The following is a 17,740-nucleotide window of genomic DNA, read 5'->3' as shown; positions in this document are numbered from 1 at the left end:
CTCGCACTAAGGCCCCAACCACAACGCGAGTGCCACGGCGACCGACCACACCAACATGGTCAGCCCGGTGTCGCGCAGCACCGGGATCAGATCCCTGCCGCCGCCGCCCTTGCGCACGGGCCGCGCCGCCCGCCACGCGAGCGGTGCGGCGACCAACCCCACTGCACACCACGGCGTCGCGAGCATCAGCAGCAGCGTCGCGACAAGGGCCACGCCCAACAACGCCTGGTACAACAGCCGGGTGCGGGCGTCGCCGAGCCGCACCGCGAGCGTGATCTTTTCGGACTCCTTGTCGGTCGGGATGTCGCGCAGGTTGTTGGCGACCAGCACCGCCGACGACAGTGAGCCCACCCCCACCGCCAGCACGAGACCGACCCAGTCGATCCACAGCGCCTGGGTGTACTGGGTGCCGAGGACTGCGACCAGGCCGAAGAACACGAACACCGCGACCTCGCCCAGCCCGAGATACCCGTACGGCTTCGACCCGCCGGTGTACAGCCACGCCCCGGCGATGCACAGCCCGCCGACCACGATCAGCCACGGTGCGCTGAGCGCGGACAGCACCAGCCCCGCCAACGCGGCGACCGCGAAGCTCACCACGGCCGCGGTCAGCACGGACCGCGGCGTCGCCAACCGGGAGCCCACCAATCGCAGCGGACCGGCACGCACGTCGTCGGTGCCCCGGATGCCGTCGGAGTAGTCGTTGGCGTAGTTGACCCCGACGATCATCGCGACCGCGACGACCACCGCCAGCAACGCCTTCCACCACACTGCGGAGTCCAACCAGGCGGCCGCACCGGTTCCGGCGATCACCGGGGCAATCGCGTTGGGCAACGTCCGCGGGCGGGCACCCTCCACCCACTGCGCGAAACTGGCCACGAGCGTCATCGTCGCATGACGGACGCCCGGACGCCTGGCGCTGCCGCCGTCGAGCGGGAAGACTGAACGCATGGAAGACCGACTTAGTAAGGGAGAAATCCGCAAGGATGCCCTGCAGGAGACCGTCCAGTCCGTTTCCTCGACGGTTGGCGAGGTGACCTCGATCATCACCACCGCCGTCAAGGACGTCGCCGGTGCGATCGGCGGTCTGGCCACCGACGTGTTCGAGATCCGCGACGGTGCGCGCCGCGCGGCGCAGCGCACCGAGGACGAGTGATCCAGCGCTAGCTGCACAATGGTTTGATGCTCGGAGTCATCGGCGGCAGCGGCTTCTACTCCTTCTTCGGCGCCGACGCGCGCAGCGTCAACCTGGACACCCCATACGGCGAGCCCAGTGCACCGATCACGGTGGGCACCGTCGGCCACCACGAAGTCGCTTTCCTGCCGCGGCACGGCGTCAAGCATGAGTTCTCGCCGCACACCGTCCCGTACCGGGCCAACATGTGGGCGCTGCGGGCGCTGGGCGTGCGCCGGATCTTCGGGCCGTGCGCGGTAGGCAGCCTCACCCGCGAATTAGGACCCGGCGCGATGGTGGTGCCCGATCAGCTGGTGGACCGCACCACGGGCCGCGAGGACACCTACTTCCCCTCCGGCGGCATTCATGTCGGCTTCGCCGACCCGTACTGTCCGACGCTGCGCGCAGCGGTAACCGGGCTGCCCGGAGTCGTCGACGGCGGCACCATGGTGGTGATTCAGGGCCCGAGGTTCTCCACTCGCGCCGAGAGCCAATGGTTCGCTCGCCAGGGCTTCTCGCTGGTCAACATGACGGGCTATCCCGAGACGGTGCTGGCGCGAGAGCTCGAGATGTGTTATGCGGCAATCGCTTTGGTGACTGATGTGGATGCCGGGGTTGATGCCGGCAGCGGGGTGCGGGCCATCGACGTGTTCGCCGAGTTCGAGCGCAACCTGGTGCCGTTCAAGAAGCTGGTGCACGAGGCGATCGACCAGGTCACCGCCGAGCGGCTGTGCACCCACTGCCTGCCGCACGAGGGCATCCAGTTGCCGTTCGACCTGCCATGAGGGTGCTGTTGACCGGCGCGGCCGGCTTCATCGGAGCACGGGTCGCCGCTGCACTCGCCGACGCCGGCCACGACGTTGTCGCGGTCGACGCGATGTTGTCCACCGCGCACGGTGCCGGCGCCGAGCCACCCGTGGGCGTGCAGCTGGTCGACATCCGCGACACCGGTGCGGTGGCACCGCTGCTCGACGGCGTCGACGTGGTGTGCCATCAGGCAGCGGTGGTCGGCGCCGGGGTCGATGCCGCCGATGCGCCGTCCTACGGCAGCCACAACGACTACGCCACCACGGTGCTGCTCGCGGAGATGTTCGCCGCGGGCTGCCGGCGGCTGGTGCTGGCCTCGTCCATGGTGGTCTACGGCCAGGGCCGCTACGAATGCGCCGAGCACGGCCTGGTGGAACCGCTGCCGCGCGCCCGCGCCGACCTGGATGCCGGGATCTTCGAGCACCGCTGCCCGATCGGCGGCGAGCAATTGCAATGGCAATTGGTTGACGAGGCTGCCCCGCTGCGGCCGCGCAGCCTGTACGCCGCCAGCAAGGTCGCGCAGGAGAACTACGCGCTGGCGTGGGCGGAAGCCACCGGCGGTTCGGTGGTCGCGCTGCGCTATCACAACGTCTACGGCCCGCACATGCCGCGCGATACCCCGTATTCCGGTGTCGCCGCGATCTTTCGCTCCGAGCTCGAAGCCGGCGACGTGCCAAGGGTTTTCGAGGACGGCAAGCAGATGCGTGACTTCGTACACGTCGACGACGTCGCCGCGGCCAACATCGCGGCGATCGACGCGCACCCGGATGGCTTCACACCCGCCAATGTGTGCTCGGGTCGGCCGATCTCGATCCTGGAGGTGGCCAAAGAGTTGTGCGACGCCCGCGGGGACGTGCCGCCGGTGGTCACCGGCCAGTACCGCAGCGGCGATGTTCGCCACATCGTGGCCAGTCCGGCGGGTGCGGCGGAGTTGCTGGGGTTCCGGGCCGTCGTCGACCCGCGCGATGGTCTGCGCGAGTTCGCGTACGCGCCGTTGCGGGGGTAGCCAGCGCGTTTAACACGTATTGCTTGTTTTGGATAGTCCCAGCGCCGTCGCCGTGTTAGCGTTTGCTCGTCTGGGGGACTCACGAACATGCGTCCACCATTTGGCACGTCCTAGGAGAGGCTCCCATGGCCGGTAAGCACCGCAAATCTGCTCGACGGCGGTCCTCTGCCGCGCGACGCGGCGGCTCCGGTCTCGCGGCGGCCGCGGTTTCCGCCACCGGCCTGTCGACCGCGTTGATGACCGGCACCACGACGGCGGCCGCGCCGGTGGCAGTCGAGTTGGTCGCGCTGATCACCCCCGCCAACTCGACGGCCCAGTTCTTCGCGGGTTCGACGTACTACAACAACGAGTGGACGGACGAAGACATTGAGGAGTTCTACGGCTCGCCGCAGGTTGTCCCGTTCTTGGCGGGGCCCCAAGGCATCGCAAGTGCCATAAGCGACGCCGACGGTGAGCCGATCGCGGTCCTGGCCTCCGGATGGGGTGCGGGTCAGACCGGCACCGCGCTGGCACAGCTGCGCGACAACAACGACCCCGCACTGAACGACATCGACCTGGTGATCCTCGACAACAACACCAACCGTGCGGCGGGTGGGTTCTGGACTACATATGCGCCGTTCGCTCCGCTGCTGCTCACCTCGGCGGAGCCGACGCCAAGCGACTTGACTGTGCCGGTCTTGGACGTCGCGTACGAGTACAACTTCAACTCGAGCGCTCCTGTCGACCCGCTCAATCCTTTCTCTATTGGCAACACTCTGGCCGCGTACGCCTTCGGCTATGGAGCGGAGCAAAACGCTCCGATGCCGCAAGAGGCAATCGACGACGCGAAAGGCGAGGATATGGATTACCCGGCGGTCCACCGCCACTTCGTGGTTGCACCGAACGGCACCATAATGAGCGACGATCCGGTGGACGGAAACATCACCTACGTCACATTCCAGTCCGACGGATTGCCCCTGACACGTGCGCTGCGGTTACTTCCTGGCGGCGCAATTCTGGCCGATGCGTTAGATCCGACCCTGACGGAGCTCGTCAATGCGGGTTATGACGACGGCCTGGGCGAAGAGGGCAACGAAGCGATACCGCTCGATCCCACTGTGCCGCGGCCCATGCAGCCGGGTTCATCGCTGGCAGGTTTGGGCGGCGTGCCAGCTACCGTGGAAACCGGCTTTGAGGCCGGCGCGGACGCGGCGGAAGATCACGTGTCGTCGCCGGAGCTCTTCGTGACCGGGCCGCTCAAGGAGGCAGGCAAGCTGCCCTTCCTGTCGACGCTCTCCAATACGTCGACGCTCACCAATACGAGTTCGGCGACAAACAGGGTCAGCACGACCGGCGGGAACATGGTGTTCCCCGGCATGAACAGAACCGGCACCACGTCGTCGACCGGTGGGGCAAGGCCGTTGAAGAAGATTGTCGACAACATCAGCTCTTCGCTCAGCCGCCTTAGCGGCAAGCAGGACAAAACCGACGACGCGGCATCCAGCTCGCCTGAGCCTGAGGGGCCGTAGTCCGGCGAATACTCGTTCCGCTAGTTATCGTCACGCTCGTGGCGTCCGGAGTGCTTGCGCTGCTGTGGTCACAACAGCGACGGTTGATCTACTTTCCGTCGCCCGGCCCGGTGCCGTCGGCGGCGGCGTTCCTGCCTAACGGTCGTGACGTCGTCCTCGACACTGAGGACGGAATCCGTTTGGGCGCTTGGTATTTCCCCGTGGCCGGACGAGGGCCGGCAGTGCTGGTGTGCAATGGAAACGCCGGGGACCGGTCGATGCGCCTGGAACTGGCCGCCGCACTGAACGACATCGGCCTTTCCGTCTTGCTTTTCGACTACCGCGGGTACGGCGGCAACCCGGGCCAGCCGTCCGAGGACGGCCTGGCCGCCGATGCGCGGGCCGCCCAGGCCTGGCTGGCCGCGCAGCCGGAGGTCGATCCCGACCGGATCGCCTACTTCGGCGAGTCCCTCGGCGCGGGGGTGGCGGTCGGCCTGGCGACCGAGCGTCCGCCGGCCGCGCTGGTGCTGCGGTCCCCGTTCACGTCGCTGGCCGACGTCGGCCGCGTGCACTATCCCTGGCTGCCGGTCGGGCGGCTGCTCATCGACCGCTATCCGTCGATCGACCGGATCGGCTCGGTCGATGCGCCGGTGCTGGTGATCGCCGGCGACCGTGACGACATCGTGCCCACGTCGCTGAGCAAGCGGCTGTACGAAGCGGCCCCCGAGCCGAAGCGGTTCGTGCTGGTGTCCGGGGCCGGACACAACGACGCCGCGTTGCTCGACGGCCGCCAGATGCTCGACGAGGTGGGGAGGTTCCTGTCCGAGGCGGGTGTGCGGTAGCGATACTGGACGGGTGAAGCCCGCCATCTGTGAGCAGTACGGTATCGATTTCCCGCTCTTCGCCTTCAGCCATTGCCGCGACGTCGTGGCTGCGGTCACCAACGCCGGCGGCTTCGGCGTGCTGGGGGCGACCGCCTTCACCCCGGAGCTGCTCGATCAGCAGCTGTCCTGGATCGACGATCACGTCGGCGGGAAGCCCTATGGACTCGACTTGATCGTGCCCGCGACCTTCGAGGGCAAAGGTGAAAGCCTGTCCAGCGGTCAGTTGGGGGACCGGATCCCGGAGAGCTATCGCACCTACGTCGCCGAATTGCTTGCCGCCCATGACATTCAGCCCGAGAAGAAGACCCGGCTTGGCGGATCATTCCTGTCCGGCAACACCGGCAAGGATCTGCTCGAGGTCGCCATGAGCCATCCGATCAAGTTGATCGCCAACGCATTGGGGGTTCCGCCCGACTACATGATCGAGGCCGGCAAGGAGCGCGGCATTCCCGTCGCCGCGTTGGTCGGCGCCAGGGAGCACGCGGCCAAGCAGGTCGCGGCAGGGGTGGACCTCATCGTCGCCCAGGGCACCGAGGCCGGCGGGCACTGCGGCGAGGTGACGACGATGGTCCTGATCCCCGAGGTGATAGAAGCGATCGAGGCGACCGGAGCCAAGGTGCCGGTGTTGGCCGCCGGCGGCATCGTGACCGGCAGGCAGATGGCCGCAGCCGTCGCGATGGGCGCCGACGGCGCATGGACGGGTTCGGTCTGGTTGACGACCGAGGAAGCCGAAACATCGCCGCATACCGTGCAGAAGTTCCTGGCGGCGACGTCGCGCGACGCCGTGCGCTCGGCGGGTCGAACCGGGAAACCGGCGCGGCAGCTGGCGTCGGACTGGACGGCCGCGTGGGCCCCCAACGACGGCGGCCGCAAGCCGCTGCCGCTTCCGTTGCAGTCGATGCTGGCCGAGCCCGTGCTGTGGCGCGTCGATGCGCTTGCCGCGCAGGGTCATCCGGGCGCGCAGGCGCTGGCGACCTACTTCGTCGGGCAGGGCGTCGGGCTGATGAACAAGGTCAAGCCGGCCCGCGAAGTGGTGCGGGAGTTCATCGAGGACTACCTGTCCGCGACGGAACGGCTGAGCAACTCACTACCCGACTGACCAATCGATCACCGGTGGTCGTACCGCTGCACACAGCGGATGGCCCTTGGCGTCGGTGAGGCCGAGGCTGCCTACGAGCAATCCCGACTTGGCGGCTTCGGCGAGCATGTCGCCCGGCACGTCGGAAAGCATCAGCTTTGCGCGCCGGAACATGGCGAAGCCGTCGCCATCGACGGTGCCCCAACTCAGGTAGATGAACCGTCCGCCAGGCGGCCCCTGGATGTAGGGCCCGCGGACGTCGGAGCCGTCGACCTCACAGTCCAGAGTCCAGGTGGCCTCAGCGGCGTCGCCGGGATGCAGATCCAGCAGCTCGTCGGGACGGTTCTTGCGCTGCACCCCGACGTGGATGTTCGTATAGCCGGGGAAGTTGTCGCCACGCCCGCAGTCGCGCCCCGGCAGGTTTCTACCGACGATTCGAATCTGCACGCAGCCATTGTCACCTCCCAGCGATTTCGGCGTGAAAACCTGCGCTCAGCGCTAGATATCACGCCGAAATCGCAATGCGACGACCGTGGCAGTCAGAGCATCCGCCACAGCTGGCCGTCCCGGCGCACGAGGGTGTGGCTGAGCACCAGCCCGACGTGCACCGCAATTGTCAACCGCAGCGCCACCTGCGCGGCGATATGCACGGGGAGCCAATCGGATTCGCCGGCGATCAGCAGCAGCCCGGTGCCAGGCACCACAAACAGCAGCGTTAACAGAATCTTCTCCAGCAGCGCTTCGAGCCGCCGTTCGCCCGGCGTCAGGTAGTCGGCCCACGGCGGCAGCGGTGTGGCCACCCGCCACAGCGCCCGCAGCAGACCGAGCGCCATGATCGAAAAGCCAAGCAGTATGTGTACTTCCGGCAGCGACAGTCCATCCTTCAAGAAGTCACCGGTGAGCACGTCGGAGAATGCCGCGGACATGTAGTCGTCCTCGCGGGCATCCAACTCGTCCTCGAGGCGATCGATCTCGTCCTTGAAGGCGTCGTCCGCGGCGTCACCCTGCTCTTTGGCCTGATCCTTGCCCGCGTCCTCGAGTGCGTCGATGCGGTCCTTCTCGCTGTCGAAGGCCTCGTCGTCGGCCGCCATGGTCCAGCCGACGGCGAACTGGCCGACGATCGCGCCCACCGTGAGCCAGTGCAGGAACTTGGTGACGACGCCGTATCCGTACTCGCCGTTGCGGAGGTGCATAGGGCAGAAGTCAGTCGCTGGCCAGCGGCAGCCGCACCTCGAAGCGGGCACCGGTGCCCAGATTTCGCGCCGACAGCGTGCCGCGATGCGCCTGCACCAGCCCGGCCGCGATGGCCAGACCGAGCCCGGAGCCGCTGGGCAACGACGAATCGGACCGCGGCACCCGGTCATTCGAACCCCGGTAGGCGACGTCGAAAACCCGCGGCAGGTCGGCCTCGTCGATACCCACCCCGGTGTCGTCGACACGCGCCCACGCGCCGTTCTCGTCGGCGCCCAGCGCCAGCTCCACCTTGCCGCCCTCCGGCGTGTGCGCGATGGCATTGGCCACCAGGTTGGACAGCACCCGCACCAGCGCCCGGTCGCTGCCGACCACCCGCACCGGCTTGACGGGCAGGTCCGCCGTCAGCACCACGCCGGCCCGCTCGGCGGCGATGCGGTGCGCGGCCATCACGTCGTCGACCACCTCGTCGAGTGCCACCTTGTCGTAGGCGGGTTGGATCGCCCCGGCGTTGATCTTCGACATCTCGAACAGGTCGTCGACCATCTCGGCGAGCCGGATCGATTCCTGTTCAATGTGTTTGGCGTGGGTGCGAACCTCGTCATCGGCGACCACGCCGTCGGCGATTGCCTCCGACACCGCGCGAATCCCGGCCAGCGGCGTGCGCAGGTCGTGGCTGACGAAGGCGACGAGCCTCCGCCGCGACTGCTCGGCCGCTCGCTCGGAGTCCTGGATCTCCTGCTCCCACACCGTGCGGCGGGCCTGGTAGCGGGCCATCATGATCGCGGCTGGGATGGTCACGATCGAGACGATGACCAGCACCACAGCGGTCCGCTCGAACGTCTCGGTCACCATGAATCCGCTGGCGCCGAGCACGCCGGTGAAGGTGGCGATCGTTGGGATCAGCACCAGCGCCACCATGCTGACCGCCAGCGACCACGACCGGGCCAGCCGGATGATCAGCGCCCCGGCCAGCACCACCGGCACCGAGCAGGCCAGCGCCCACCCGACGATCTCCCAGAAGTCATTCGCCGGCATCAGTGGTCTGCTCTTCGCGCGAGCGCTCATCGCCGGAACTCCAGAGATAGCCCCGGCCCCACACGGTCTGCACCCGGTGCTGGTCGCCGAGCTTGGACCGCAGCCGCTTGACGTGCACGGTGACCGTCGAGAGGTCGCCGAACTCCCACCGCCACACCCGCTTGAGCAACTCCTCGCGGGAGAACACCGTGTCGGCGTGCGTCATGAAGAACAGCAGCAGTTCGAACTCGCGGTTGGTCAGGCTGACCGGTTCGCCGTCGATGCTCGCCGAGCGGGCGGCGGTGGAGACGGTCAGATCGCCGACGGTGAGTTCCACCGGCAGCACAACGACCTGCGACTGGGCTCGTCGCAGCACGGACCGCACCCGCAGTGCCAGTTCGCGGGGGCTGAACGGCTTGGTCAGGTAGTCGTCGGCGCCGGCTTCCAGCCCGGCGATCCGGTCGTCCTCCTCGCCGAGCGCGGTCAGCAGGATCACCGGCAGGGTGTAGTCCCCGCGATGGCGCAGGCTGCGGCACAGGGTCAGGCCGTCGGGTCCGGGCATCATCACGTCGAGCACCGCCACGTCGATGCGCTGCGTGCCGAGCAGGCGAAGGGCCTCGTGGCCGTCGCGGGCAATCGCGACCTCGAGGCCGTCACGTTCCAGGTAGCGGCGCACGACATCGCGCACGACGGTGTCGTCGTCGGCAATCAGCACCCGCGTCACAACTTCCGAGATTAGCCGTGCGGGTGCCACTACCTGCGCCGATGTCATGGTTTCGTCACCGTTCACCCTGGTACGCCCATCATGGCTGGCCTAGCGTCTTCTGGTATGCCCGACGGTTCCGTCACAGTGGTGCTGCCCTGTCTCAACGAAGCGGAGTCGTTGCCCGGGGTGCTGGCGGCCATTCCGGATGGGTATAGACCTCTCGTGGTCGACAACAACAGCGCAGATGACACCGCCGACGTGGCCCGTCGCCACGGCGCCGACGTGGTCACCGAGATGCGGCCCGGTTACGGGTCGGCGGTGCATGCCGGAGTGGAGGCGGCGACGACGCCGATCGTCGCGGTCATCGACGCCGACGGGTCGCTGGATCCCGCGGAACTGCCCGCCCTGGTCGATGAGCTCGACCGCGGCGCCGACATGGCGATCGGCCGACGGCGCCCGGTGCGCGGCTTGCGCTGGCCGTGGCACGCGCGGTTGGGAACCGCGGCAGTGTGCTGGCGACTGCGCTCCCGGTACGGGCTGCCGGTGCATGACATTGCGCCGATGCGGGTCGCGTGTCGCGATGCGCTGCTGGCGCTCGGCATCACCGACCGCCGAACGGGCTACCCGGTGGAGCTGATGGTGCGCGCCGCACAGGCGGGTTGGCGAGTGGTCGAACGGGATGTCGACTACGGGCCGCGCACCGGCGGCAAGTCGAAGGTCAGCGGATCGCTGCGCGGCAGCGTGCATGCGGGCCTGGACTTTTGGCGGGCGATCAAATGATCCCCGTGACGGTGGCTGTGATCGCCAAGGCACCGGTGCCCGGTCAGGCGAAGACCCGGCTGGCCGCCACCGTCGGCGACCGGGCCGCCGCCGAAATCGCCGCCGCCGGGCTATTGGACACGCTCGACGCGGTGGAGGCGACGCACGTGCAGGCGCGGGTGCTGGCGCTGACCGGCGATTTGCAACAGGCAAGCAACGGCGGCGAAATCCGTTCGCGGATAGGCGCTTTCCAGGTGGTCGAGCAGCGGGGCGTCGATTTCTCGGCACGGCTGGCCAACGCGATCGTGGATTCGCAGGAGGCAGCGGGCGCCCGTCCAGTCCTGCTGATCGCGTCGGACACTCCGCAGGTGACCTCCGTCCTGCTGACCGAATGTGCGCAGGCCCTGTTGCAAACCGACGCCGTGCTCGGCGTCGCTCGCGACGGCGGATGGTGGGTGCTCGGAGTGATCGACGCCGCTATGGCTGATTGCCTGCATGCGATACCGACGTCGCGCTCGGACACCGGCCCAGCAACGCTTGCGGCGCTGCGCGATAAAGGTATTGACGTGACCCTGGTTGCTGAGTTGTCGGACGTGGACACCATCGACGATGTGCACGCCGTTCGAGATCTCTGTGCACCGGACAGCCGGTTCGTGCGCGCGACGAAAGCGGCGGGAATCTGACATGCTGGGCAACCTCTACGACCGCGCTCTTGACGGTGAGCGCTGTTGGATCCGCCACGACGACGGCGAAGTCCGCCATCTGCCCGTGCGGAGATGGCTTGGCGGCGGCCAAGCCGACGGCCAGTTCGACCGAGCCGTGGTGGAACTGTGTAACGGGCCGACGATCGACCTGGGTTGTGGCCCAGGCCGATTGGTCACAGAGCTTGTTCGGCGCGGCATCCCGGCGTTGGGAGTCGACCAGTCCGCCACGGCCGTCGGGCTGGCACGGCGCAACGGTGCGGTCGTCATTCGGCGAGACGTATTCGAAACGTTACCCGCGACCGGACGATGGCAGACCGTGCTGCTCGCCGACGGCAACATCGGGCTGGGTGGTGACCCGCTTCGAGTGCTCCGGCGGGCAGCGGAGCTGTTGAGGCGCGGTGGCCGCTGCATCGCCGAATTTGAAACGGTGGCAAGGGGTATCCGTACCGGATGGGTGCGGCTGGAGTCGTCGCACACGATCGGCCCGTGGTTTCGCTGGGCCTCCGTCGGCATCGACTGTGCGGCCGAACTCGCCAGCAAAGCCGGCTTTTCGCTGACCGGAATCCATCCGATCGGTGACCGGGTCGTCGCTAGCCTGACGGCGGCCTAGCCCTGCGGGCCAGCGCCAGCCGAATCGCATAGATGACGGCGCTCGTTGCGAACATTGCCGCGGTCAACAACAGCCACCGGCCCAGAAACGGCTCCTGCGTCTGGCCGGTGGCGGCCAGATACGTCGGAGCGCCCTGCTGGATGATGCCGGGCAGGAAGACCAGCAGCGTCAACGCTGCCCCCATCGCAGGTACCCGAAGATGGTTCAGCAGCGGGACCGTTGCATCGCTACCGCGCATCCGAATACGTCGAGCCGACAGCAGAACTCGGTCAGCGAGCGCGTAGATCGGGAACAGCACAAGGTCGTGCGCGATGATCGCGACCGCGAACCACACCGCGATTGATTGCCACCATGTGTTCGGGTTCCACAGCGTCACGGGTTTGACGGTGGCCAGCACGTAGCCGAGCAGCGCGAACCCGGCGATGAGCGTCAACAGGTGCAGCGGATGTGAGCCGTAAACGGTACGGAATCGAGCGAGTGCGCTGCGCATATCAGCCGGCCCTGAAGTCGATGGACGCGACCCACTTGGTGTTGTGCACACCGGGCAGCGCCGGAACGATGACGCGGGCGGGATAACCATGGTCGAGTGACAGGGCGGCGTCGTTGACGCGGAGTGCCAGCAGCGAATCGGGGTGAAGGACCTGATTGGCCTGCAAGGTAGCGCGGTTGAATGCGCCCCGACGCTCCACCGATCGCACGAAGGCCGACGTGGGATTCGGCACGCCCGCCCGCCGTGCGAGCTCCGCCAGCGGCACGCCGGTCCAGGTTTCGGTGGTCGACCAGCCCTCGACGCAGGCGATGGGCAGCCGCGCGGTGTGCTGCGGCATGGCGGTCAGCGCTGCACGGTCCACGACAACCGGCGACGGGCCGCCGGTCAGGGTGAGTCGCCAGCGGTCACCGGTCAGTTCCGGTGATATTCCCGCGGCGAACGCCGTTCTGTTGACCTGGAAGTCATTGGGACCGTCGCCGCGAGTGCGGCCGCGCGGTAGCAGCAGCGCCGCCTGCCGGGTGAAGCCTCCGATGACCTGCCCGGCCGTGATCACGGCCATGAACAGCGCGCCGCCACCAACGAGTGCAAGGGCCCCGCGGCGGCTGATCGTCGGGGGACCGGGTTCGCCGGCAACCAACCCGTCCGGTTCAAATGGCTCGGGACGAGTGTCGGCGCGGCTGGTGCGCAACATCTTTCGAAAGGACATCGACCGCAGCCCGGTCCACATGCGCGGAATCTTGATCGTGATGTGGATGAGGAAGCCCGCGATGAAGACCCAGGCTCCGTAGTAGTGGGCGGTGTAGAAGCTGAATCCGAAGACGTAGTCGTACTGGATGTTCAGCACGCCGGTGATGATTTCGAACAGGATTCCGCCGACCAGCATCAGCAGCGAAATGCGTTCCAGTGCTTGGGCGATCGACCGAGAGGGCGGCCACGCGAACAGGCGCGGGATCACCGACCAGAGTTTGGCGAGCACGACCGGGATGAGTATCAGGCCCAGTCCGACGTGCAGGCCCTGGTTGAGGCGGTACAGCCAGGAAGGGTCCGTCGGCCAGTCGAACGTCGGCAGCTTCAACCAGCCGACACCGGCCGGGATGGCCTGTCCGAACTGGGGTCCATACGCGATGTATGACAGCAGCCCGGTGATGATCACGATCGGCAAGGTGGTCAGCAGCGCCGCTCCCAGCATCGACGTCAGCCACAGGCCACGCAGCGGACTGCGCCACAGCCGTGACGGAAATGCCTTGCCGTTGTCGTCGGTCGGCGGTGGGCTCGCCATTGTCGGATTATCGCGCGCGATCGGCCACGTCAACGGTTGGTCAGAAGCCATGTCACCAGTTCGTCATGATGACGTGGTTGAGCACCAGGGCGCCGACAATGTTGAGGGCCAGCCACCAGCGGTGTGACTTTCCAGGCAGGAGTGCCGGTGCAGCGGTCAGCCAGATGGTGAACGGCAGCCAGATGCGTTCGGTTTCGGCCTTGCTCAGCATGCTGAGGTCAGCGGCCACGATGGCCAGCAAGGCGCCGAGCACGAGCAGGGGTAGCCCGGGGCTGCGGCGGATGGCCGCGATGTCGAATGCCCGGCCGATGCCGGCCACGCTGCCCAGCCCGATCGCGCACACCACCGAGGCGAAGTTGGCCCAGGACCAATACTGGAACGGCCGGTCGTTGGCGATGCCCTGCCAATAGCGTTCCTGGACAAGGGTATAGCCGTCGAACCACCAGAAACCGGCGGCGGCGAACACCGTGACCACCACCGCCGCCGCCAAGGCCGCCGGAACCAGCGCACGCAGCGCGGCGCGCCAATCCACCGCCGCGATCAGCACGGCCAGCACCAGAAATGCCATCAGCACCAAGCCGTAGTTGAGGAAGACCGCCCAGCCCAGCACCAGCCCGGCGCCGGCCGCGGCCAGCATCGGCACCCGCACCGTGCGCCGGGCGGCCAGCGCCAGCAGCGCGATGCCCCAGGCCGCAACGCCCGCGAAGTAGCCGTCGGCCGAGACCGCGATCCAGATGGCCGTCGGCGCCACCGCGACGAACGGTGCGGCCAACCGGGCGGTCGCTTCGTCGGCCACTGCCCGCACGGTGACGATGATCGCGGCGGCAGCGCTGGATCCGACCAACAGGCACAGCAGCGCCGCCCACACGCCGCCGCCCAACCCGATGCGGTCCAGCCACACGAATGTCAGCAGCGCCCCGGGCGGATGACCGGACACGTGCGTCATCCACGAATCGGGCTGGAAGTCGAGGATTCTGCCGGCGAAGCCACGCACCGCCTCGGCAGTGTCGGTGACGGTGGGCACCTGGCGCAGGTATTCGTGGGGGGCGGTGAGCCGGCGAACGAACCCGCGCTGCCAGCCGTCGATCATCGCCAGCGAGAACGCCCACCCGCCCGATGCCGCCCACACCGTCAGGGTCAATGCCCGCCATCCCAACCGCTGCGCCACGGTTGGTCCCCACAGCACCGCCGCGATGCCGATCAGGATCGCCGGTATGGTGCCCCACCCGAGGTGGGCCCTCCACCATCCGAAGATCGGTGCGGTGTCGGCGAAGCTGTAGATCCGACCCGGGCCGGCGTTGATCAGCGGAGTGACAATGCCCAGATCTAGGTGCGGCACCACGAACGCCGCCACCACCAGAACGACGGCGACGGCTACCGCCACCGCCTCGCCGCGACCGATCCGCACGACCGCCAGCCTATTGGCTGGGTAGTTCACAACTGCCCGCCGAGTACTACACCTCGGACTTCGTGGCCGCCATTTGGCACGCTCGCGGGATCAGGGCCGCTCGCCGAAGCGTGCGGTGAGTTCCCTGCGGTCGACCTTGCCGATACCGAGCCGCGGCAGCTCGTCGACGATGTGCAACTCCCGCGGTGCGGCGGTCGCTTCGAGCGATCCTGCGACGTGCGAACGCAGTTCGGCCACGGTCGGCGGCGCAGCGCCCTCGGCCACCACGACGGCCGCGACCACCCGCTGGCCCAGCCGGTCGTCGGGAACGCCGAACACCGCGCAGTCGGCGACCGCGGGGTGCGACGCCAGTGCAGTCTCGACGCGTTGCGGCGAGACGGTGAGGCCGCCGGTGCTGATCGCATCGTCGACCCGGCCTATGACCTTCAACATTCCCGAAACATCAAGGGTGCCAACATCGTCGGTGAGGAACCAGCCCGGCTCGGCGAACGGATCGGGATCGGCCGGATTGCGGTAGCCCCTGGCCAACGTGGCGCCGCCGAGCGCGATCCGGCCATCCAGGCCCACACGTACCCGCACACCATCGAGCGGAACGCCGTCATACACACAGCCGCCAGCAGTCTCGCTCATACCGTAGGTGCGGACCACCGAAATGCCCGCGGCCGCAGCTCTTTCGGCGACGCCCATCGGCATCGGCCCGCCGCCGATCAGCACCGCGTCCAACTCGGCCAGCGCCGCGCTCGCGGACTCGTCGAACAATGCCTTGTCCAGTTGTGCGGCCACCAACGACCCATACCGCCGTCCCGAACCCATGGCCCAGACCGCGGCGGCCAATTCGGCCACGTCAAAGCGGGACGACACCGCGACGGGCGCGCTGCCCGCGCGCACGCTGCGCACCAACACCTGTAGGCCGGCCACGTGGTGGGCCGGCAGCGCGAGCAGCCACCGCCCGGGACCACCCAGCCGCCGATGGGTGGCGTCCGCGCTGGCGGTCAGTGCGCCGGCGGTGAGCATCGCGCCCTTCGGCGCCCCCGTGGTGCCCGACGTCGACAGCACCACCGCGACGTCGTCGTCGATGTCGTCACCGGCTCGCAAAGACGTTGTCAGCAAGCGGGTTTGGCGCTCGTCGTCGGCGGGCACCGGAAGCAGCGCGGAGTCCCGGCCGGCCAATACATCCTCCACCGCGGGCAGCACCGACAGCGCCGACGGGCCAGACGGGACGGTGATGGGGCGGAGGACGGCTATTCCGTCTCCTCGGCGTCGCGCGGGTCGTCGAGCGGCCAGCCCTTGGCGGCCAGGCGCTGCCGGACACGCTCGACGTCCTCGGGCAACGGCAGCTCATCGGTGATCTGAGTGATCAGCACGCCGATGTCGACGTGGTCGAATTCGCCGCGGTCCATCAGATCCTGCGCGACGGTCTTGACCTCGTCGCTGGACAGCCGCCGGGTGAGCAGAGCAAGCAGCGGAACCCGGTCGGGCCCAGGAACCCCTTCGGGGTAGCCGGCGTTCAACCACGCCACGATCTTCGAGAGAAATGCGTTCACGGGTGCCTTTGATGCTACTTCGGCTTCGCGCCGAGGATGTACCAGCCGGTCTGGTGGCCGATGAAGTCGCGCGCGATGAACAGCACGCCGACGGTCACGGCGATCAGGATGAACGCGAAGACCGCCCAGCTGAGCGCAACCAGTAATGAATTTCTGTGGGCGACGGTGCCGTCATGGCTGACCGCGCCGGAGCCTTCGGCATTCAACCGCACCCCGAGCGCGAACAACGCGGGCAGTCCCGCGCCGACTAATAGGCCGGCGACAATGATCTGAGATACCGCGGTCTGGTTGAACCAGCTCACAATGCTTGCCTTTCACGGTTTCTGGGCTCCGGGCTGTCCGGCGCCCTGGGCACCGGCGGCTTCTCACTGGTGCCGGCCGTGAGGTTGCCTTCCCAATCGGCGTTGACGTTCGTGTGGTCGATCGGCGCCTTGCGCGATTGCAGCCAGATAGCGGTCGCGACCGCGACGAGCATCCCAAAGCCGATCGCGGTGCCGGCGTAGCCGCCGATGCTGTGCACGAGGAAATAGGTGATGGCGCCGACGATGCCGGCCGACGGCAGCGTGATCAGCCAGGCCGTCGCCATCCGGCCGGCCACGCCCCAACGCACCTCGGCGCCCGGCTTGCCGACGCCGCTGCCCAGGATCGAGCCGGTCGCGACGTGGGTGGTGGACAGCGAGAAGCCGAAGTGGCTGGACAGCAGAATGATGGCCGCCGACGAGGTTTCCGCCGCCATGCCCTGCGGCGACTTGATCTCGACCAGGCCCTTGCCCAGGGTGCGGATCACCCGCCAGCCGCCCAGGTAGGTGCCCAGCGCGATGGCCACCGCGCACGACACGATCACCCACAGCGGCGGCATGTGGTCGGACGTGCTGGCCGCGCCGTAGGAAATCAGCGCCAGGAAGATGACGCCCATCGTCTTCTGCGCGTCGTTGGTGCCGTGTGCGAGCGAGACCAGCGATGCCGATCCGATCTGCCCGTAGCGGAAACCCCGGTCGGTGCGCTCCTCCGGAACGCGGTTAACGGTGCGGTAGACCAGCCAGGTGCCCACACCCGCCACCAGCAGCGCAATCAGCGGGGCGCACACCGCGGGGATGACCACGGTGGACACCAAGCCCTTCCAGATGACGCCGTGCCCGCCGACCGCCGCGATCATCGCGCCGACGATGCCGCCGATCAGCGCATGCGACGAGCTGGACGGGATGCCCAGCAGCCAGGTGAGCAGGTTCCACACGATGCCGCCGACCAGGCCGGCGAACACCAATTCCAGTGTCACCAGACCGGAATCGACCAGTCCCTTGGCGATCGTCGCCGCCACGGCGGTGGACAGGAATGCGCCGACGAGATTCAAAACCGCGGAAAGGGTGACGGCGGTCTTCGGCCGCAGTGCGCCGCTGGCAATGGAGGTGGCCATCGCGTTGCCGGTGTCGTGGAAGCCGTTCGTGAAGTCGAAAACCAGGGCGGTTACCACCACGACGATCAGCAGGAACAGCTGGAGGTCCACAGTTAAATTGTCCCGTTCGGGCGGATACTTTGTCGAACTAATCGGCTAACAATCCGCCGGTGTGTCGTAACTGGACCGATGATGTTTGCCTC

21 protein-coding genes are annotated in these 17,740 nt (G+C 67.8%); 9 read left to right on the top strand and 12 right to left on the bottom strand.

Going from position 1 to position 17,740, the window contains the following annotated elements; translation table 11 throughout:
* Positions 1–6 precede the first annotated feature (6 nt).
* Complete coding sequence (locus ACRDU5_RS06405) at positions 7–879, bottom strand: 1,4-dihydroxy-2-naphthoate polyprenyltransferase (protein WP_526613672.1); 873 nt, start codon at positions 877–879, stop codon at positions 7–9.
* Between the two features lie 70 nt (positions 880–949).
* Here ACRDU5_RS06405 and ACRDU5_RS06400 point away from each other — a divergent pair, with 70 nt between their 5' ends.
* The 6 genes from ACRDU5_RS06400 (at position 950) to ACRDU5_RS06375 (ending at position 6,457) form a co-directional block, all read left to right on the top strand.
* A complete protein-coding gene (locus ACRDU5_RS06400) occupies positions 950–1,156 on the top strand; it encodes a hypothetical protein (protein WP_526613645.1) in 207 nt (68 codons plus the stop codon).
* A 23-nt stretch (positions 1,157–1,179) separates the two neighbouring features.
* On the top strand, positions 1,180–1,959 hold the full coding sequence (locus tag ACRDU5_RS06395; protein ID WP_526613644.1) for an S-methyl-5'-thioadenosine phosphorylase: 780 nt from the start codon (positions 1,180–1,182) through the stop codon (positions 1,957–1,959).
* Entirely contained in the window at positions 1,956–2,987 is a 1,032-nt protein-coding gene (locus ACRDU5_RS06390) for an NAD-dependent epimerase/dehydratase family protein (RefSeq protein ID WP_526613643.1), read from the top strand. Before ACRDU5_RS06395 ends, ACRDU5_RS06390 begins: the two co-directional genes overlap by 4 nt.
* 125 nt (positions 2,988–3,112) lie before the next feature.
* Positions 3,113–4,495 carry a PE-PPE domain-containing protein gene (locus ACRDU5_RS06385; protein WP_526613642.1) on the top strand — a complete coding sequence of 461 codons (1,383 nt, stop codon included), beginning with the start codon at positions 3,113–3,115 and terminating at the stop codon, positions 4,493–4,495.
* 8 nt (positions 4,496–4,503) lie between these two features.
* Complete coding sequence (locus ACRDU5_RS06380) at positions 4,504–5,316, top strand: alpha/beta hydrolase (protein ID WP_526613671.1); 813 nt, start codon at positions 4,504–4,506, stop codon at positions 5,314–5,316.
* A 13-nt stretch (positions 5,317–5,329) separates the two neighbouring features.
* On the top strand, positions 5,330–6,457 hold the full coding sequence (locus ACRDU5_RS06375) for an NAD(P)H-dependent flavin oxidoreductase (protein ID WP_526613641.1): 1,128 nt from the start codon (positions 5,330–5,332) through the stop codon (positions 6,455–6,457).
* Here ACRDU5_RS06375 and ACRDU5_RS06370 read toward each other — a convergent pair.
* The 4 genes from ACRDU5_RS06370 to ACRDU5_RS06355 form a co-directional block, all read right to left on the bottom strand.
* Entirely contained in the window at positions 6,446–6,883 is a 438-nt protein-coding gene (locus ACRDU5_RS06370) for a DUF5990 family protein (RefSeq protein WP_526613640.1), read from the bottom strand. The genes ACRDU5_RS06375 and ACRDU5_RS06370 overlap by 12 nt on opposite strands.
* Before the next feature lie 92 nt (positions 6,884–6,975).
* Positions 6,976–7,629, bottom strand: coding sequence for a cytochrome b (locus tag ACRDU5_RS06365; protein WP_526613639.1), 654 nt, complete (start codon positions 7,627–7,629; stop codon positions 6,976–6,978).
* A 10-nt stretch (positions 7,630–7,639) separates the two neighbouring features.
* Positions 7,640–8,665, bottom strand: coding sequence for a sensor histidine kinase (locus ACRDU5_RS06360; protein WP_526613638.1), 1,026 nt, complete (start codon positions 8,663–8,665; stop codon positions 7,640–7,642).
* Complete coding sequence (locus ACRDU5_RS06355) at positions 8,652–9,368, bottom strand: response regulator transcription factor (protein WP_526613637.1); 717 nt, start codon at positions 9,366–9,368, stop codon at positions 8,652–8,654. Before ACRDU5_RS06355 ends, ACRDU5_RS06360 begins: the two co-directional genes overlap by 14 nt.
* 105 nt (positions 9,369–9,473) lie before the next feature.
* Here ACRDU5_RS06355 and ACRDU5_RS06350 point away from each other — a divergent pair, with 105 nt between their 5' ends.
* Genes ACRDU5_RS06350 through ACRDU5_RS06340 form a run of 3 tightly spaced genes read left to right on the top strand, consistent with a single transcriptional unit; the run spans position 9,474 to position 11,423 of the window.
* The gene (locus ACRDU5_RS06350; protein WP_526613636.1) at positions 9,474–10,130 is read left to right on the top strand and encodes a glycosyltransferase family 2 protein; all 657 of its coding nucleotides are present in this window, start codon (positions 9,474–9,476) and stop codon (positions 10,128–10,130) included.
* A complete protein-coding gene (locus ACRDU5_RS06345; protein ID WP_526613635.1) occupies positions 10,127–10,792 on the top strand; it encodes a TIGR04282 family arsenosugar biosynthesis glycosyltransferase in 666 nt (221 codons plus the stop codon). The genes ACRDU5_RS06350 and ACRDU5_RS06345 overlap by 4 nt, the downstream gene beginning before the upstream one ends.
* A gap of 1 nt (position 10,793) precedes the next feature.
* Positions 10,794–11,423, top strand: a complete 630-nt coding sequence (locus tag ACRDU5_RS06340; RefSeq protein ID WP_526613634.1) for a methyltransferase domain-containing protein — start codon at positions 10,794–10,796, stop codon at positions 11,421–11,423.
* Here ACRDU5_RS06340 and ACRDU5_RS06335 read toward each other — a convergent pair.
* From ACRDU5_RS06335 to ACRDU5_RS06305, 7 genes are all read right to left on the bottom strand, one after another.
* Complete coding sequence (locus ACRDU5_RS06335) at positions 11,404–11,913, bottom strand: hypothetical protein (protein WP_526613633.1); 510 nt, start codon at positions 11,911–11,913, stop codon at positions 11,404–11,406. The genes ACRDU5_RS06340 and ACRDU5_RS06335 overlap by 20 nt on opposite strands.
* A 1-nt stretch (position 11,914) precedes the next feature.
* On the bottom strand, positions 11,915–13,192 hold the full coding sequence (locus ACRDU5_RS06330) for a molybdopterin-dependent oxidoreductase (protein ID WP_526613632.1): 1,278 nt from the start codon (positions 13,190–13,192) through the stop codon (positions 11,915–11,917).
* Positions 13,193–13,244: 52 nt separating this feature from the next.
* Entirely contained in the window at positions 13,245–14,600 is a 1,356-nt protein-coding gene (locus ACRDU5_RS06325) for a hypothetical protein (protein WP_526613631.1), read from the bottom strand.
* A gap of 90 nt (positions 14,601–14,690) precedes the next feature.
* Positions 14,691–15,794, bottom strand: coding sequence for an o-succinylbenzoate--CoA ligase (menE, locus tag ACRDU5_RS06320; protein WP_526613630.1), 1,104 nt, complete (start codon positions 15,792–15,794; stop codon positions 14,691–14,693).
* Positions 15,795–15,841: 47 nt separating this feature from the next.
* Positions 15,842–16,144 carry a DUF3349 domain-containing protein gene (locus ACRDU5_RS06315; RefSeq protein ID WP_526613629.1) on the bottom strand — a complete coding sequence of 101 codons (303 nt, stop codon included), beginning with the start codon at positions 16,142–16,144 and terminating at the stop codon, positions 15,842–15,844.
* Between the two features lie 14 nt (positions 16,145–16,158).
* On the bottom strand, positions 16,159–16,449 hold the full coding sequence (locus ACRDU5_RS06310; protein ID WP_526613670.1) for a hypothetical protein: 291 nt from the start codon (positions 16,447–16,449) through the stop codon (positions 16,159–16,161).
* The gene (locus ACRDU5_RS06305; protein ID WP_526613628.1) at positions 16,443–17,648 is read right to left on the bottom strand and encodes an inorganic phosphate transporter; all 1,206 of its coding nucleotides are present in this window, start codon (positions 17,646–17,648) and stop codon (positions 16,443–16,445) included. The genes ACRDU5_RS06310 and ACRDU5_RS06305 overlap by 7 nt, the downstream gene beginning before the upstream one ends.
* Between the last annotated feature and the right edge of the window lie 92 nt (positions 17,649–17,740).

The organism is Mycobacterium sp., assembly GCF_050701515.1.
Lineage (GTDB): Bacteria > Actinomycetota > Actinomycetes > Mycobacteriales > Mycobacteriaceae > Mycobacterium.
This window is presented reverse-complemented; position numbering and strand designations above follow the sequence as displayed.

What these genes read in the sequence shown, in the direction of transcription:
- ACRDU5_RS06400 (WP_526613645.1), top strand. Translation starts at nt 950, where the DNA reads ATGGAAGACCGACTTAGTAAGGGAGAAATCCGCAAGGATGCCCTGCAG.
- ACRDU5_RS06390 (WP_526613643.1), top strand. Translation starts at nt 1,956, where the DNA reads ATGAGGGTGCTGTTGACCGGCGCGGCCGGCTTCATCGGAGCACGGGTC.
- ACRDU5_RS06385 (WP_526613642.1), top strand. Translation starts at nt 3,113, where the DNA reads ATGGCCGGTAAGCACCGCAAATCTGCTCGACGGCGGTCCTCTGCCGCG.
- ACRDU5_RS06365 (WP_526613639.1), bottom strand. Translation starts at nt 7,629, where the DNA reads ATGCACCTCCGCAACGGCGAGTACGGATACGGCGTCGTCACCAAGTTC.
- ACRDU5_RS06360 (WP_526613638.1), bottom strand. Translation starts at nt 8,665, where the DNA reads ATGCCGGCGAATGACTTCTGGGAGATCGTCGGGTGGGCGCTGGCCTGC.
- ACRDU5_RS06350 (WP_526613636.1), top strand. Translation starts at nt 9,474, where the DNA reads ATGCCCGACGGTTCCGTCACAGTGGTGCTGCCCTGTCTCAACGAAGCG.
- ACRDU5_RS06345 (WP_526613635.1), top strand. Translation starts at nt 10,127, where the DNA reads ATGATCCCCGTGACGGTGGCTGTGATCGCCAAGGCACCGGTGCCCGGT.
- ACRDU5_RS06340 (WP_526613634.1), top strand. Translation starts at nt 10,794, where the DNA reads ATGCTGGGCAACCTCTACGACCGCGCTCTTGACGGTGAGCGCTGTTGG.
- ACRDU5_RS06335 (WP_526613633.1), bottom strand. Translation starts at nt 11,913, where the DNA reads ATGCGCAGCGCACTCGCTCGATTCCGTACCGTTTACGGCTCACATCCG.
- ACRDU5_RS06330 (WP_526613632.1), bottom strand. Translation starts at nt 13,192, where the DNA reads ATGGCGAGCCCACCGCCGACCGACGACAACGGCAAGGCATTTCCGTCA.